Raw genomic sequence first — 14,242 nt, 5'->3', positions numbered from 1 at the left:
CGATGCGCATCCACTACGACAACGAACAGCATGCCGCCGACTTCATCCGCCTCAACGAAGCCTGGATCGGCGAGTACTTCCGGCTCGAGGAAGCCGACCGCGCGCTGGCACGCGACCCGATGCGGATCGTGCGCGAGGGCGGCTCGATCCTGACCCTCAGCAACCGCGGCGAGGTCATCGGTGCCTGCGCGCTGCTGCGCGAGGAGGACGGGGTGATGCAGCTGGCGCGCATGGCCGTGGCCGCCGGCGAACGCGGCAAGGGCTGGGGCCGGATCCTGCTGGCCACGGCGCTGCAGCGGGCGCGCCAGCTGGGCGCCAGGCGCGTGCGCCTGTTTTCGAACACGCGCCTGGGGGCCGCCATCCACCTCTACGAGGCCTTCGGCTTCCGCGCGGTGCACCGCGGCCCGCACCCCCGGTACGCCCGCTGCAACATCGTGATGGAATGCGAGCTGCCGCCGGTCGAGGCAGGCGGCACGCCATCCACGGATCCGGCCCCGGAGGTCGAGGCATGAGCCCTTCCCACACGCGTCCGGTGGCGATCGTCACCGGCGGCAGCCGCGGCATCGGCCGCTGCATCGTCGAACGGCTGCATGCCGGCGGCCATGCGGTGCTGTTCACCCATTCGTCCCCGGATGCGGAAGCGGCCGCGCTGCAGGCGGCGCTGGATCCGTCCGCGCGCAGCTGCCGGGCGCTGCGCCTGGACGTCACCGCCGCCGATGCCGCGCCCCGGCTGTTCGATGCCGCCGAGGCACTGGGACCGGTGGCCGCGCTGGTCAACAACGCCGGCGTGACCGGGCGGCTGGGCCCGATCGAGGCGCTGGACGACGCCGACCTGGAACGCATCCTCGCGGTGAACCTGGCCGCGCCGGTGCGCCTGTGCCGCGAGGCCGCGCGGCGCTGGCGCGGGCGCCAGGCACGCTCGGACATCGTCAACATCAGCTCGGTGGCCGCGCGCACCGGCTCCCCCGGCGAATACGTGGCCTATGCCGCCTCCAAGGCCGCGCTGGAAGCGCTCACCGTGGGCCTGGCGCGCGAACTGGCGCCACACCGCATCCACGTCAACGCGGTGGCACCGGGCACCATCGACACCACCATCCACGCGCGCGCCGGCGAACCCGGGCGCGCGGCGCGGGTCGCCGCGCGCATCCCGATGCAGCGTCCCGGCCAGCCCGAGGAAGTCGCCGCGGCGGTGGCCTGGCTGCTGTCCGCGCAGGCGTCCTACGTGACCGGCAGCGTGCTTGCGGTCACCGGCGGCCTGTAGCGCCGGCCCGCCGTTCCGCAACGGAAATATGGCGCCCGGCGCACGTGGGCGCCGGGCGGACATATGCTGCCCCGGCATCCCGCGCAAGGAGTACCGTCATGCCGCTGGTGACCGCCACCGTCCGCAAGCCCAAGAGCGCGGAATTCAAGACCCGCCTGCTCGATGCCGTGCACGCCGCCCTGGTCGCCTCCGGGGTACCGGAGACCGACCGTTTCCAGCGCGTGATCGAGCTGGACGCGGCGGACTTCCGCTACGACCCCAGCTATCCGGACCTGTCCTCGCCACGCGGCGAGGACTTCGTCCTGATAGAGATCCTGTGGTCGGTGGGCCGCAGCGTGAAAGTTAAGAAACGGTTGCTGGCCGACCTGATGGAACGGCTGGCCGCCCAGGGCCTGGATCCGGAGCACGTGATGGTGTGCTTCAAGGAAACCACCTGGGAGAACTGGTCCTTCGCCGGCAGCCGCCTGATCCACGCCTGACCGGCCGCGGGCCGCGGTAGCATCCGCAGGCCCACCCGCGCACCGGAGCCCGCATGCAGATCCGCAGTGCCACGCCCGAAGATGCCGCGGCCATCGCCGCGATCTACAACCCCTACGTCGCCGGCCCCTGCATCACCTTCGAGACCGAGCCGGTAGCGACCGCGGAGATGGCCGCGCGCATCTCCGAAACCCTCGATGGCGGCCTGCCATGGCTGGTCGCGGAGGAAGCCGGCACGATCCTCGGCTACGCCCATGCATCGCGCTGGAAGGGGCGTTGCGCGTACCGCTACTCGGTCGAGACGACGGTCCACCTCGACCAGGCCCGCACCGGCCGCGGCATCGGCAAGGCGCTCTACTCGCCCCTGCTTGACGGGCTGCGCAAGGCCGGGCTGCATGCCGCGATCGGCGGCATCGCCCTGCCCAACGAGGCCAGCGTCGCCCTGCACGAACGGCTCGGGTTCCAGAACGTGGCCCGCTTCCGCGAGGTCGGCTTCAAGCAGGACCGCTGGATCGACGTCGGCTACTGGCAGCTGATGCTGCAGGGGTCCTGACCGCCACGCCGATCCACGGCGCCAGCCAGCGCAACCAGCGCGGACGCCAGGCCAGGGCGAACGCCACCGCCAGCGCCGCACCGGCCAGGGCCATCACCCAGACCAGTACCGCCATGCTGGCGTGGTCGGCGGCCAGGGCCAGCAGGAGGCCGACGACGAGCGCCGTGCCGCCAAGCACCCGCAGCAGGCGCGCAGCGCCCGGCGCCAGCGCCCTGCCCCAGGCCTGGCGCGCATGCACGTCCATTGCCAGCGCCAGCCAGCCCATGCCGGCCACGCAGGCCAGCAGGGTCGCGGCATGCAGGAAGGCATCAGGCATGCACCGCCTCCCCCTGCCCCGCCTCGGCCTCGCGCAGCGCGGCTGCGGCCGCGGCAGCGCGGGCCTTTCGCCCCAGCCGGACCGCGACGGAACCGGCAATCATCGCGGCCGCCAGCAGCGACAGGTCCACGCCCGCCACCGGCCAGTACCCCTGGCCGAGGGTGCGCAGCAGGTGGTCGCCGGTGGTGATCCAGTTCAGCACCGGCGCGGCCACGGCCAGCAGCGCGATCGCCCAGGCCTGCTCGCGCCAGGCCGGATTGGGCAGTCCGCGCGCCACCGGCGCGCTGCGCCAGGCGGCATGCACCAGCGACGCCAGCCAGGTGCCCCAGAACGCCCAGCGCTCCCAGTCGCCGCGCCCGGCCAGGTCTTCCGGCAACACGCGGTTGGCCACCAGGATGCCCAGGGTCGCCAGGACCATGCCGGTCACCGCGGCCACCGCCAGTGCGTCGACGATGCGCGCCCCCTGGCTGCCGCGCGCGGCATGCTGGCGCTTGCGCTTCTCCACGAAGAACAGGAAGCCGGTGGCGATGCATGCCGCCCCGCTGAGTCCGCCCAGCACGTACAGCCAGCGCAGCAGCCAGTGGCGGAAATGCTGCAGGTGCAGGCCGGTGAGGAACTCCGCCACCCGCGCCGCCGGCGTGGCCGGCGGATCCTCGCGCAGCAGCTCTCCGGTATCGGCCTTGAAGTGGATGCCCTGCCCGACCAGGGCGATGCGGTCGGTGCCAGCGCGGTACACGCTGACGTAGCCGTTGGCATCGCCCACGTGCTGCAGCACCAGGAAACCGACATCGCCGGCCATGCCCCGCGCCTCCCAGCGTCGCTGCGCCTCGGCCACCATCGCATCCACGTTGGCCAGCCCCGCAGGCACGCCGGAACGGCCGTGCGGCAGGCCCAGTGCGGCGGCCTCGTGCTTCTCGTGCAACTCGTGCAGGTCGTGCAGCTGGGTGTGGCCAACCGGAAAGTAGTAGGTCGAAGCGAAGATCAGCAGTCCGGTGAAGGCGAAGAAGAAGTGGAACGGAAGCGCGACCACGCCGGTGAGGTTGTGCAGGTCCAGCACGCTGCGCAGGCGGGCACGGTCGGGGCGGAAGGTGAAGAGCTCGCGGAACAGCCTGCGGTGCATGACCACGCCGCTGACCAGGGCCGCCAGCATCGCCATGGCGGCCAGGCCCACGATCCAGAAACCCAGGTTCTTCCAGTCCACGGTCAGGCTGTAGTGCATCGGGTAGAAGAACCCGCTGCCGATCTTCAGCTGGTCGTCCCGCAGCGCCGAGCCGTCACGCGGATCGATCGTGCCCAGCGCGTACAGCTGCTCGTCCGGGTCCCTGGCGCCAGGCACTTCCCAGCCGGCGTAGATCGCCAACACCGGATCGCGATGCGTGGTGTAGGCGCTCCAGTAGGCGATGCGGTCGAAGCGTTCCGGCATCGGCCCATCCACCCGCGGGCGCATCGCCTCGACCAGGGCCGGGTCTGGCTGCAGGCGCTCGAACGCCGGCCGCAGCACCCGTTCGAACGAGGGCATGGGCTGCGGCTCGAAGCGCGTGGCCGGCAGCGCCCAGCGGTCGATCTCGCGGTCGAACACCGACAGGGCGCCGAAGAAGAACGCGGCCATCAGCACGAAGCCGAGGACCAGGCCGAACCAGGTATGCAGCCATGCCATGGCCTGGCGGAAGTTCTGGAACATGCGTGGTCTCCTTCAGGCCATCGTCGATTGCACGAACGAGCCCAGCGCCGCCAGCAGCGCACCGCCGCCGAGCAGCCCCAGCCAGGCCCAGGCCGGATTGCGGCGCCCGGCCACCACGCCCAGCAGCACCGCCAGCCACAGCAGCAGGCCCAGCGCGCTTGCGACGAACTCGGCGTCGTGGAATTCCATCCCGGCCTTGAACATCAACGCCATGCCAGCGGCAATGAAGCCCCAGGCGAAGACATAGCCGCCCACCACGCCGGCACCGACCCGCGCGGCAAGCTGCAGGCGTGGATGGCGGGAACGGATCGACGTGGCGGACATGGCTGCGTCTCCTGCGGGGCCGGCGTCAGAAACGCCAGTCCAGGCTCAGGGTGTAGTTGCGCGGGGCACCGTAGTAGCCGGCGCCGTAGCGCAGGGTATTGATGTACTTCTCGTCGCCGATGTTGCCGGCGTTGATGCGCACGGTCGCATTGGGCAGGAAGTCCCAGGCCGCGTACGCGTTGAGCACCGCATGGCTGTCCTGGCTCACCGTGCCGTTGAAGATGCGGCCCTGCCAGCGTCCACCGACACCCCAGGAAAAGGCTTCGTAACCGGGCACGCGGCCAGCCAGCAGCAGGTTGGCGCTGCGGCGTGGCACCCAGGGATAGGTGTCGTCGCCATCCAGCCCGTCCAGCTCGAGCGCGGTATAGCCCACCACCACGTCCAGGTGGTCGTTGATGCGGCCGGTGGCTTCCAGTTCCACGCCGCGCGATTCCACGTCCACGCCGGCATAGATGTAGGTGCCCAGGTCGTTGACGCCCACCGGCGTGGCCAGGTTCTTCTGGTCGGCCCTGAACACGGCCATGGTGGCCAGCAGGCGGTCGTCCAGCCAGCTGGCCTTGATGCCGGCTTCGTAGTTCACGCCCTTGCTGGGGTCGAGGTACCGGTCGTCCGCATCGACCTGGTCCTGCGGCTGGTACAGGTCCGAGTAGCTGACGTAACCCAGCACCTGGTCGCTGAAGTCGAAGGTGAAACCGGCATAGGGACTGGTATGGCGGGTGGTCTGGTCGAACGCCGTCCCCTCCAGGTCGCCGCTGCGCCGGTACTCGGCGAAGTTGGCGCCGAGGATGGCCTTGAAGCGGTCGGTCAGGGCAATGCGGGTGGCGCCGAACACGCGCTTGAGGCGCTGGTCCAGCACCGAGTAAAGCGTGCGCTCGCCCCAGGCCGGCTCGGGGATGGCGTCGGTGGGATAAGGGAACGCAGGCAACGCCCCCCAGGCCGGCGAGGCCGGATCGGCCGGGTACTCCCAGCCATCGGCATCGCTGCGCGACACGCTCGCGCCCAGCACCAGCTCGTGCTCGCGGCCCAGCCACTGGAAGCGGCCGTCCAGCACCAGCGAACCCAGGTGTGCGGTGGACGCGTCCGCCCCTCCCCAGGGATAGCCGTAAAGGCCCAGGCCGGTCTCCGGATCCAGCCCGTCCGCACCTTCGTAGGCATAGAACATGCGGTCGTCGCCGGTGGCGCGCCGGTAGTTGTAGGCGGCCTTCAGCTGCCAGGCGTCGCCGAGGCGGTGTGTGTACTCGACGAAGGCGGTGTGGTTGGTGGTGTTCCACCAGGTCCAGTCCTGGGTGGTGGTGGCGCTGGTCGGCCACTGCGCCTGGGTGCCGTCGTTGTTCGCAAACAGCAGCGCGCCCCACATGATCCCGTCGGACTTCGCGCGCTGGTACGACCAGCCCAGCGCCAGGGTGCCGTTCGCCCCGACCTGGCCATCGACCACGCCGTAGACGAAGTCGCGCTGGTTGCTGTTGGCGCGCAGCCAGGAATCGCCGTCCTCGTGCGCGGCCACCACGCGGCCGGCCCAGGTGGCGTCGGCGGTGAACGGCGTGGAATAGTCCAGCTCGACGCGGGTGGTGTCCCAGGTGCCGCGGCTGATGCCCACGTTGCCCTGCCGCGCGTTGGTCGGGCGCTTGCGCACGTAGTTGATGGTGCCGGCCGCGTTGCCCACCCCGGTCAGCAGGCCATTGGCGCCGCGGATCACTTCCACCTTCTCGTAGCCGGCGGCATCGAACGCGCCGGTGGCGATGCCCCAGCTGTTGGGCATGCCGACGCCGTCGATCTGGGTGTTGAGGATGTCGAAACCGCGCGAGCTGTAGCTGGTGCGGTTGGTCTCCCACTCGTCCACCTGCACGCCGGTGGCCAGGCGCAGGGCCTCGTTGACGCTATCGGCACCGAACAGGTGCATCTGCTCGGCGGTGACCACGCTGATCGACTGCGGGGTCTCCTTGATCTCCAGGTCGAGGTTGGTGGCGCCGGCACTGGCGCGGCTGGCGCGCTGCGCGACCACCAGGACCGCGTCCAGCTCGGTGGCGGCCGGCACGCCGCTCTCCCCGGCCAGTACGGACGCGGCGGGCGCGGCCAGCGCGAGGGCCATCGCCACGCACGCGGCAAGGGTGCGGCGGCGGGGGGCAGGCATCGGGACGGGAAACGACGGGGTGCAGCGAGGACTCACGTGACGGCTCCGGGAAGGACATGGAAGGCCGGTCGCCGGGCTCCGGCCCCGCCCGCCCAAGCCAACCGCGATGGCGGTTTCAGGCGTTGGGGCGGCATGGAGCAGTGGCATGGCGGTGGCGGCAGCGGTAACGCCCTGGCCGGCCGCTCATGCGTCCGGTGCCGGGCTGTGCAGCCTGCTGCCTTGGAGTGCCTCGCCTTTCCCGGCGCTGCATCGGCGGCCGCGGGTCCCTGCGGCCGTCCTGGGTGGAGCTGCTGCGCGCATTAAATGCGAATCGCTCTCATTCCGCAAGCACCACGATCCCGCACCTGCTGTACGGCGCGGATCAGGGGTCGATGGCGATGCCCAGCCGGCGGCACACCGGCCCGGCCAGGAGCGCACCCAGCACGGCGCTGGGGAAGCCGTAGAGCAGTACCGGCACATATGCCATGGACGCCCCACCCCCGGCATCGGGCCGGATGCAGCCCACGTAACCGGCCCACAGCAGCCAGGGTGCGAACAGCGCGCAGGCGCCGACCGCCCGCAGCGGATTGGCGGTGCCCAGCGCTACCAGAGCCGGCACCAGGGGCGGCAGCACGAAGACCCCGAACCCGACGGCGAACGCGTGCAGGTCCTGGCCATGGCAGCCGAAGCCGAGCACGGCCTGGAGGGCGACCACGGCCGTGATCGCGAGGATGCCGTCAAGGCGCGCGCGGGTTCGCTGGAGGCGCATGGGGTGTGCTCCGCACGAAACGCGGCACCCGGCCGGAGCCGGGTGCCTGGGTGGTGTCCTACTTCGCCTTGCCCTGGGCGGCGACGGCCGCGGCGGCGCGGGCCGCCGCTTCCGGGTCGCCCAGGTAGCGGTGCGAGACCACCTTCAGCTCGTCGTCCAGCTCGAACAGCAGCGGGATGCCGGTGGGGATGTTGAGCTCGAGGATCTCTTCCTTCGAGACGTTGTTGAGGTACTTGTACAGCGCGCGCAGCGAGTTGCCGTGCGCGGCCACCAGCACCGTCTTCCCCGACTTCAGCGAGGGCGCGATGGCGTCGTGCCAGTACGGCAGCACCCGGTCCAGGGTGGTGGCCAGCGACTCGGTCGACGGCAGCGCGTTGCGGTCCAGCCCGGCGTAGCGCGGGTCGTTGGCCGGGTGGCCGGCGTCGGACGGATCCATCGCCGGCGGCGGGATGTCGTAGGAGCGGCGCCAGATCTTGACCTGCTCCTCGCCGTGCTTGGCCGCGGTCTCGGCCTTGTCCAGGCCCTGCAGCGCGCCGTAGTGGCGCTCGTTGAGGCGCCAGCTCTTGTGCACCGGGATCCAGTCCTGGTCCAGCTCGCCCAGCGCGATGTTGAGGGTGCGGATGGCGCGCTTGAGCGTGGAGGTATAGGCCACGTCGAAGCGCAGGCCTTCCTCGCGCATCAGGCGGCCGCCGGCCGCGGCCTCGGCCCGGCCCTGCTCGGTGAGGTCGACGTCGACCCAGCCGGTGAAGCGGTTCTCGAGGTTCCACTGGCTCTGGCCGTGGCGCAGCAGGACTAGCTTGCGGGTCACTGTGTGGGGTCTCCGGTTCGGGGGCGAAAGCGAGGCCGATTGTAGCGGCAAGTTGTAGCGGCAAGTCGCCGCCGCAAGCCGCGCCGCATCCGTCCGTCCGGGCGCGTACGGCCACCCCGGCGGCGGCGCGGAAAGCACCGTCGCGGCCACGCGCGCGCAGCGGCGCGCCGGGCATGCAATGCTGCGCCCCGGTCCTTCCCCGGAGCGCCGCCATGACCACCCTCGTCGAACCCCGCGTCCACGATCTCGGCAACGGCTTCCTGGTACGCCGCGCGGTCCCCTCCCTGCAGGCGCGCAGCGTCGGTCCCTTCGTGTTCGTCGACCACATGGGCCCGGTGGTGTTCGACCGCGGCCACGGCCTGGACGTGCGCCCGCATCCGCACATCGGCCTGGCCACGGTGACCTTCCTCTGGGACGGCGCGATCCGCCACCGCGACACCCTCGGCTCGGACCAGGTGATCCGCCCGGGCGACGTCAACTGGATGACCGCCGGCCGCGGCATCGCCCATTCCGAACGCACCCCGGCCGAGGAGCGGGCGACCGGCAGCACGGCCCACGGCATGCAGACCTGGGTGGCCCTGCCGCAGGCGCACGAGGAAGCCGAGCCGGCGTTCTTCCACCACCCTGCGGCCACCCTGCCGCAGCAACGGCGCGAGGGCGCCTGGCTGCGGGTGCTGGCCGGGCGCGCCTACGGCGAGGAATCGCCGGTGCGGGTGTTCGCCGACACCCTCAGCGTGGCCATCGACCTGGAGCCGGACGCCGAAGTGGCGCTGGACACCGGCCATGCCGAGCGCGCGCTCTACATCCTCGAAGGCGAGGCCCAGCTCGACGGCCGCGACATCCCGGCCCGGCACCTGGTGCTGCCCGACCGCGGCACGCGCCCGGTGCTGCGTGCGCGCACCCCGCTGAAGGCCATGCTGCTGGGCGGCGAGCCGCTGGACGGGCGCCGCCACCTGTGGTGGAACTTCGTCTCCAGTTCCAGGGAACGCATCGAGCAGGCCAAGCAGGACTGGCTGGAAGGCCGTTTCGGCCAGATCGACGGCGACCCCGAGTTCATCCCCCTTCCCGCCCGCTGAACGCACGTCTCACGCAGGCTGCGACGCCCACGTCGACCTGCGTCCTCTTCGGTTACGATGGTGCAATGCAACAGCCAGACCCGAAGCGTGGACCCTCCATGCTCTACCAGCTGCATGAACTCAACCGCGCCATGATGGCCCCCTGGGTCCATCTGGCCGAAGCCAATGCCCGCATCTTCTCCGACCCCAACAGCTGGGTGTCGTCGCTGCCGGGGGCCGAGCGCATCGCCGCCAGCAACGAGCTGGTGCACCGCCTGGGCAAGGACTACGAGAAGCCTGCCTGGAACATCCACGAGGTGGAGGTCCAGGGCCGGCAGGTCCCGGTGCTCGAGCAGGAGGCGCTGCGCAAGCCGTTCTGCCGGCTGGTGCGCTTCAAGCGCTACAGCGACGACGCGGCCACCATCGCGGCGATGAAGGACGACCCGGTGGTGCTGGTGGTGGCGCCGCTGTCCGGCCACCACGCCACCCTGCTGCGCGACACCGTCTCCACCCTGCTGCGCGACCACAAGGTCTACGTGACCGACTGGGTCGACGCGCGCATGGTGCCGGTGGAAGCCGGCGCGTTCTGCCTGGACGACTACGTGGCCTACGTGGAGGACTTCATCCGCCACATCGGCGCGCGCGACCTGCACGTGGTCAGCGTGTGCCAGCCGACGGTGCCGGTGCTGGCCGCGGTGTCGCTGATGGCCGCGCGCGGCGAGCCGATCCCGCGCTCGCTGGTGATGATGGGCGGCCCGATCGACGCCCGCCGCAGCCCGACCGCGGTCAACAACCTGGCCACGCGCAATCCGCTGTCCTGGTTCGAGAACAACGTCATCCACACGGTGCCGCCGCCGTACCCGGGCCAGGGCCGCGACGTGTACCCGGGCTTCCTGCAGCACGCCGGCTTCATCGCCATGAACCCCAGCCGCCACTTCATGTCGCACTGGGACTTCTACTCCAACCTGGTCAAGGGCGACCTGCAGGACGCCGAGGCCCACCGCCGCTTCTACGACGAGTACAACGCGGTGCTGGACATGCCCGCCGAGTACTACCTGGACACCATCCGCATCGTGTTCCAGGAGTTCCTGCTGCCGCGCGGGGAATGGGTGATCGGCGGCGAGCGCGTGGATCCGGCGGCGATCAAGGACACCGCGATGTTCACCATCGAGGGCGAGCTGGACGACATCTCCGGCCTCGGCCAGACCGAGGCAGCACACGACCTGTGCAGCGGCATTGCCAAGTCGCACCAGAAGCACCTGATCGTCGAAGGCGCCGGCCACTACGGCATCTTCAGCGGCCGCCGCTGGCGCGAGAAGGTCTATCCGCAGGTGCGCGAGTTCATCGCCAGATACGCACGCGACTGAGCCTTGCCCCATTGGCACAACGGAAAGGCCGCCCCATGGGCGGCCTTTCTTCCTGCAGGACCGGGATGCCGGCTGCGTGCTCACTGCGCGCTGATGTCCTCGGGCGCCAACCGGCGCACCACCTTGCCGGCCTCGTCCAGGAACTCGACCGCGGCGGCGCCGTCGGCGGCCACCCTCAGCACCAGCCGGACCCTGCCTTCGGCGTCCCTCAGGGACAGCAGGGAGGAGCGCTCGTGGTCCTTGCCCAGGAACACGCGCGCGACATTGGCCGGTCCGCCGGTGAGTTCGACTTGGCGTTTCTGCCTCTCGTCCGGCGGCAAAGCGTTCAGCTCCTCCAGGTTCTCCAACATTGGCTCGGACGATCCATCGGGCTGGTCCAGCACCGTGACTCCCGCCCAGCGGATGCCATCCCGTTCGTACTGACCGAACGTGGCCACCTGGTCCTGCTCGTACTGGTCGAAGGAAAAATGCCCTCCTGCACGGGGCTTTCCATCCGGACCGCGCGAGCCACCAAAGACCAGGCCACCGTTCTCGGTGCCCTCATCGTTGTAGAACAGCATGCCGGCGACCTCGCGCGGATGGCGGTGCTCCTTGCCACGGAAGATCAGGCCCGGGAAACGCGTCCGGTTCGATACCACCAGGCGCAGCGTGCCGTCCGGCTCGCGCACGTTGATGCGCTGCACGTCGATCTCCTCGAAGCTGGCGCGCTTGCCCGGTGCGGCCGCGCCGGTCAGCAGGAAGGCGCATACGGCCACCGTCAGCGCGCCTGAATAGGCCAGCAGCCAGCGCATCGCGGTTCTCTGCTCCATGTCGTCCTCTCCACAGACGCCGCGGATCACGGCGGGGGCGACGTTACCGCACCGGGTTGCTCCCGGCAGGACCTTGGGGGCCAACCGCCGAAATTGCCGGCCAGACATGCCGGATTGGATCGCGAACGCGGCACGGGTGTGCACATCCATCGCCGGATACGCGCGCGCCCGGGCCTTGCGCCACGGCTCCGGAAAACGGAAAGGCCGCCCCATGGGTGGCCGTTCCCCTTGCCCGGCGCGGAATGTCCAGGCCTGCGGCAGCCGCCCCCCTGCCTCGCCCCTGGCGCCGAGGCGTCGAGGGCCTCGACCCGCGGCACGGTTTCGGGAAGGACCGGCCGGCGCCATTGGCCGGCCGGGAGGCGGGCTCAGACCACCGGATTGCGCACCAGCAGGTGCTTGGCCAGCCAGCCGTGGCAGCGCCCGACCAGGCGCGCCAGGTGCAGGGTCGCGAACAGCAGCAGCAAGCCGATCGCGAACGCCAGCAGCGCGCCCGCCCAGCTGTCGGCCAGGGCGAAGTACAGGCCGTCCAGGTGGAAGCCGGGGCTATCCCACCAGCCGAACAGGGAGGCCAGCGGCGTCAGCAGCAGCCCCAGGCTCACCGCCAGCAGGGTCACGATGCAGCTGAAGTACGCCGTGCCCAGCGGCAGCATCGCCAGCATGTAGGCCATCGCCGTCCAGGTGCGGCCGTCGGTGAACAGCTCGCCGATGCGGGTCAGCCAGGGCTTGTCGCGCTGGATGTACAGCGGCCGCCGCGGCATGCGCACGCCCAGCAGCACCTCGACGATGCGCCCTTCCACCAGCGACAGCAGCCGCACCGACATCAGGAACAGCAGCAGCAGCGGCACGCCGATGATCAGGATCAGCAGTCCGCCCGAGGTGGAGATGCCGGTGACGACCCAAGTGAAATAGAACACGCCGGTGGCCAGCGACAGCAGCATGTAGAACAGCGCGCCGTAGGTGTACGGGTCGGCGGCCACGCCGAAGAAGCGGCCGACCAGCGAGCGCTGCTTCGGCGGACGCGGCGGGCGCAGGGCGCGGTTCACGGTGACCTCGGTCTCGCGGTAGATCTCGGCCACTTCCTCCGGCGCGCCGTAGCTGCCGGCCACCGAGGCAATCACCTCGGCCTCGTCGCGGCCGGCCTGCTCGGCCAGCTCCGAGCGCAGGTATTCCTCCGCGTCGTACAGCGCGTCCTGGACCAGCGCCGGATCCGCGCCGCGAAGCGCCTCGCGCAGCTGCTCCAGGTATTCCGGGATGGTGGTCGGCAGCGGCCGACCCTGCTTGGCGTTCATGCGCTTACTCCTCCAGGACGGAATCGACGGAATCGCGGGTGGCGCGCCAGGCGGCGGCCCATTGCGCCAGGACCTCGCGGCCGGCGCCGGTGATGCGGTAGCAGCGCCGCGGCGGGCCGGCATCGGATGGCTCGACGTGGCTTTCCAGCAGGCCTGCGCCCTCCAGGTTGCGCAGCACCGGGTACAGCGCGCTCTGCTTGCCGCTGAGCACGCCGCCGCCCACCTGCTCCAGGCGCTTGGCGATGAGGTAGCCGTACAGGGGCTCGCTGGCCCGCGCCAGCACCGCAAGCAGGACCAGCGACACGGTGCCGGCGCTGAGCTCCTTCTGGAACTTCTTCAGCTGGGCCTCGATGTCGACCATGGATGGGCTCCTCGCCTGCCTCTGGCAGGCTCCGGAGCAAGGCTATTCTTAACTTCGGTATAGCGGATGTGCCGATAGTCACCCGGGGCCGTATTGGCCCTGGCGGCCGGGGTCGGGCCAGAATCCGCGCTCCATTCCCAGGTGCCGCCCATGACCCTGCGCCCCGTCCTGCTCGCCTGCGCCCTGTGCGCCGCCTTCGCCGTTCCTGCCCCCGCCCAGGCCCAGACCCGCGGCCTCCAGGAGATCCTCGCCGACGCGCCGGCCTCGGCCTGGCGCGACCTGGACCCGGAGCGCACCCTGTACATGGACCTCGAAGCCGGCCGGGTGGTCATCGAGCTGGCGCCTGCGTTCGCCCCGGCGCACGCGCGCAACATCGCCACCCTTGCACGCGGCCATTTCTGGGACGGCACCAGCATCTACCGGGTGCAGGACAACTTCGTCGCCCAGTTCGGTGATGTCGATGGCGAGGACCCGGAGAAGGCGAAGGATCTCGGCCGGGCCGCACGCAAGCTGCCGGCGGAATTCGAGCGCGAGGCGGCGGGACTGGATTTCCACCGCCTGCCCGATGCCGATGGCTGGGCGCCGGAAGTCGGCTTCGTCGACGGCTTCCCCGCCGGCCGCGACCCGCACGAAGGCAAGGCCTGGCTGGCCCACTGCTACGGCATGGTCGGCGCCGGCCGCAACGCCGAGCCGGACAGCAGCATCGGCGCCGAGCTGTACGCGGTGATCGGCCAGTCGCCGCGCCAGCTGGACCGCAACATCACCCTGGTCGGTCGCGTGGTGAAGGGCATCGAGCTGCTCAGCTCGCTGCCGCGCGGACCCGAACCGATGGGCTTCTACGAAGACCCGGCCCAGCGCACGCCGATCCTCTCGGTGCGGCTGGCCAGCGAGGTGCCGGCCGGCGAACGCCTGCGCCTGCAGGCCCTGCGCACCGACAGCGCCGCCTTCGCCGAGCTGGTGGAAGCGCGCCGCAACCGCCGCGACGACTTCTACAAGCGCCCGGCCGGGCACATCGACCTGTGCAACGTGATGCTGCCGGTGCGCGTGGCCGCCGACTGAGGC

The 14,242-nt window shown here is 70.9% G+C and carries 16 protein-coding genes; 7 read left to right on the top strand and 9 right to left on the bottom strand.

The annotated features are described in order from the left end of the window. The first annotated feature begins 2 nt into the window (after positions 1–2). The 4 genes from B351_RS16430 to B351_RS0107660 all read left to right on the top strand — a co-directional run bounded on the left by B351_RS16430 (position 3) and on the right by B351_RS0107660 (position 2,291). Complete coding sequence (locus B351_RS16430; protein ID WP_019398466.1) at positions 3–512, top strand: GNAT family N-acetyltransferase; 510 nt, start codon at positions 3–5, stop codon at positions 510–512. Continuing rightward, the gene (locus B351_RS0107670) at positions 509–1,261 is read left to right on the top strand and encodes an SDR family NAD(P)-dependent oxidoreductase (protein ID WP_019398465.1); all 753 of its coding nucleotides are present in this window, start codon (positions 509–511) and stop codon (positions 1,259–1,261) included. The genes B351_RS16430 and B351_RS0107670 overlap by 4 nt, the downstream gene beginning before the upstream one ends. Positions 1,262–1,359: 98 nt before the next feature. Continuing rightward, entirely contained in the window at positions 1,360–1,740 is a 381-nt protein-coding gene (locus B351_RS0107665) for a tautomerase family protein (protein ID WP_019398464.1), read from the top strand. A 53-nt stretch (positions 1,741–1,793) separates the two neighbouring features. Beyond that, on the top strand, positions 1,794–2,291 hold the full coding sequence (locus B351_RS0107660; protein WP_019398463.1) for an arsinothricin resistance N-acetyltransferase ArsN1 family B: 498 nt from the start codon (positions 1,794–1,796) through the stop codon (positions 2,289–2,291). Here B351_RS0107660 and B351_RS0107655 read toward each other — a convergent pair. The 6 genes from B351_RS0107655 to gpmA all read right to left on the bottom strand — a co-directional run bounded on the left by B351_RS0107655 (position 2,233) and on the right by gpmA (position 8,299). After that, a complete protein-coding gene (locus tag B351_RS0107655; RefSeq protein WP_026010491.1) occupies positions 2,233–2,607 on the bottom strand; it encodes a DUF3325 domain-containing protein in 375 nt (124 codons plus the stop codon). The two genes, B351_RS0107660 and B351_RS0107655, sit on opposite strands and share 59 nt — an antisense overlap. Continuing rightward, positions 2,600–4,288: a PepSY domain-containing protein gene (locus B351_RS0107650; RefSeq protein WP_019398462.1), complete on the bottom strand. Its 1,689-nt coding sequence runs from the start codon at positions 4,286–4,288 to the stop codon at positions 2,600–2,602. The genes B351_RS0107655 and B351_RS0107650 overlap by 8 nt, the downstream gene beginning before the upstream one ends. Positions 4,289–4,300: 12 nt before the next feature. Continuing rightward, positions 4,301–4,612, bottom strand: coding sequence for a hypothetical protein (locus B351_RS16425; RefSeq protein ID WP_019398461.1), 312 nt, complete (start codon positions 4,610–4,612; stop codon positions 4,301–4,303). Between the two features lie 25 nt (positions 4,613–4,637). Beyond that, positions 4,638–6,743 (bottom strand): TonB-dependent siderophore receptor, encoded by a 2,106-nt coding sequence (locus B351_RS0107640; protein WP_156810441.1) that lies wholly within the window; start codon positions 6,741–6,743, stop codon positions 4,638–4,640. Positions 6,744–7,104: 361 nt separating this feature from the next. Continuing rightward, positions 7,105–7,491, bottom strand: a complete 387-nt coding sequence (locus B351_RS0107635) for a hypothetical protein (RefSeq protein WP_019398459.1) — start codon at positions 7,489–7,491, stop codon at positions 7,105–7,107. 58 nt (positions 7,492–7,549) lie between these two features. Next, positions 7,550–8,299, bottom strand: coding sequence for a 2,3-diphosphoglycerate-dependent phosphoglycerate mutase (gene gpmA / locus B351_RS0107630; protein WP_019398458.1), 750 nt, complete (start codon positions 8,297–8,299; stop codon positions 7,550–7,552). Positions 8,300–8,511: 212 nt separating this feature from the next. Here gpmA and B351_RS0107625 point away from each other — a divergent pair, with 212 nt between their 5' ends. Both B351_RS0107625 and B351_RS0107620 read left to right on the top strand, forming a co-directional pair. Beyond that, complete coding sequence (locus B351_RS0107625; RefSeq protein ID WP_019398457.1) at positions 8,512–9,375, top strand: pirin family protein; 864 nt, start codon at positions 8,512–8,514, stop codon at positions 9,373–9,375. Between the two features lie 98 nt (positions 9,376–9,473). Beyond that, complete coding sequence (locus tag B351_RS0107620) at positions 9,474–10,721, top strand: polyhydroxyalkanoate depolymerase (RefSeq protein ID WP_019398456.1); 1,248 nt, start codon at positions 9,474–9,476, stop codon at positions 10,719–10,721. 80 nt (positions 10,722–10,801) lie between these two features. Here the strand turns inward: B351_RS0107620 and B351_RS0107615 are convergent, their stop codons facing one another. The 3 genes from B351_RS0107615 to B351_RS0107605 all read right to left on the bottom strand — a co-directional run bounded on the left by B351_RS0107615 (position 10,802) and on the right by B351_RS0107605 (position 13,180). After that, on the bottom strand, positions 10,802–11,530 hold the full coding sequence (locus tag B351_RS0107615; protein ID WP_026010489.1) for a hypothetical protein: 729 nt from the start codon (positions 11,528–11,530) through the stop codon (positions 10,802–10,804). Between the two features lie 365 nt (positions 11,531–11,895). After that, positions 11,896–12,819 carry a sensor domain-containing protein gene (locus B351_RS0107610; protein WP_019398454.1) on the bottom strand — a complete coding sequence of 308 codons (924 nt, stop codon included), beginning with the start codon at positions 12,817–12,819 and terminating at the stop codon, positions 11,896–11,898. A gap of 4 nt (positions 12,820–12,823) precedes the next feature. After that, positions 12,824–13,180, bottom strand: a complete 357-nt coding sequence (locus B351_RS0107605) for a PadR family transcriptional regulator (protein ID WP_019398453.1) — start codon at positions 13,178–13,180, stop codon at positions 12,824–12,826. Between the two features lie 150 nt (positions 13,181–13,330). Here B351_RS0107605 and B351_RS0107600 point away from each other — a divergent pair, with 150 nt between their 5' ends. Further along, the gene (locus B351_RS0107600) at positions 13,331–14,239 is read left to right on the top strand and encodes a peptidylprolyl isomerase (RefSeq protein ID WP_019398452.1); all 909 of its coding nucleotides are present in this window, start codon (positions 13,331–13,333) and stop codon (positions 14,237–14,239) included. Positions 14,240–14,242: the final 3 nt, after the last annotated feature.

It is taken from the genome of Pseudoxanthomonas sp. GW2, from assembly GCF_000283075.1.
Taxonomy (GTDB): Bacteria; Pseudomonadota; Gammaproteobacteria; order Xanthomonadales; family Xanthomonadaceae; genus Pseudoxanthomonas.
The sequence above is the reverse complement of the archived record's forward strand: the minus strand, read 5'-3'. Positions and strand labels throughout refer to the sequence as shown.

Coding starts and splice junctions, on each gene's coding strand:
- B351_RS0107670 (WP_019398465.1), top strand. CDS start 509: ATGAGCCCTTCCCACACGCGTCCGGTGGCGATCGTCACCGGCGGCAGC.
- B351_RS0107640 (WP_156810441.1), bottom strand. CDS start 6,743: ATGCCTGCCCCCCGCCGCCGCACCCTTGCCGCGTGCGTGGCGATGGCC.
- B351_RS16430 (WP_019398466.1), top strand. CDS start 3: ATGCGCATCCACTACGACAACGAACAGCATGCCGCCGACTTCATCCGC.
- B351_RS16425 (WP_019398461.1), bottom strand. CDS start 4,612: ATGTCCGCCACGTCGATCCGTTCCCGCCATCCACGCCTGCAGCTTGCC.
- B351_RS0107620 (WP_019398456.1), top strand. CDS start 9,474: ATGCTCTACCAGCTGCATGAACTCAACCGCGCCATGATGGCCCCCTGG.
- B351_RS0107650 (WP_019398462.1), bottom strand. CDS start 4,288: ATGTTCCAGAACTTCCGCCAGGCCATGGCATGGCTGCATACCTGGTTC.
- B351_RS0107660 (WP_019398463.1), top strand. CDS start 1,794: ATGCAGATCCGCAGTGCCACGCCCGAAGATGCCGCGGCCATCGCCGCG.
- B351_RS0107615 (WP_026010489.1), bottom strand. CDS start 11,530: ATGGAGCAGAGAACCGCGATGCGCTGGCTGCTGGCCTATTCAGGCGCG.
- B351_RS0107605 (WP_019398453.1), bottom strand. CDS start 13,180: ATGGTCGACATCGAGGCCCAGCTGAAGAAGTTCCAGAAGGAGCTCAGC.
- B351_RS0107665 (WP_019398464.1), top strand. CDS start 1,360: ATGCCGCTGGTGACCGCCACCGTCCGCAAGCCCAAGAGCGCGGAATTC.
- B351_RS0107655 (WP_026010491.1), bottom strand. CDS start 2,607: ATGCCTGATGCCTTCCTGCATGCCGCGACCCTGCTGGCCTGCGTGGCC.
- B351_RS0107635 (WP_019398459.1), bottom strand. CDS start 7,491: ATGCGCCTCCAGCGAACCCGCGCGCGCCTTGACGGCATCCTCGCGATC.
- B351_RS0107625 (WP_019398457.1), top strand. CDS start 8,512: ATGACCACCCTCGTCGAACCCCGCGTCCACGATCTCGGCAACGGCTTC.
- B351_RS0107610 (WP_019398454.1), bottom strand. CDS start 12,819: ATGAACGCCAAGCAGGGTCGGCCGCTGCCGACCACCATCCCGGAATAC.
- B351_RS0107600 (WP_019398452.1), top strand. CDS start 13,331: ATGACCCTGCGCCCCGTCCTGCTCGCCTGCGCCCTGTGCGCCGCCTTC.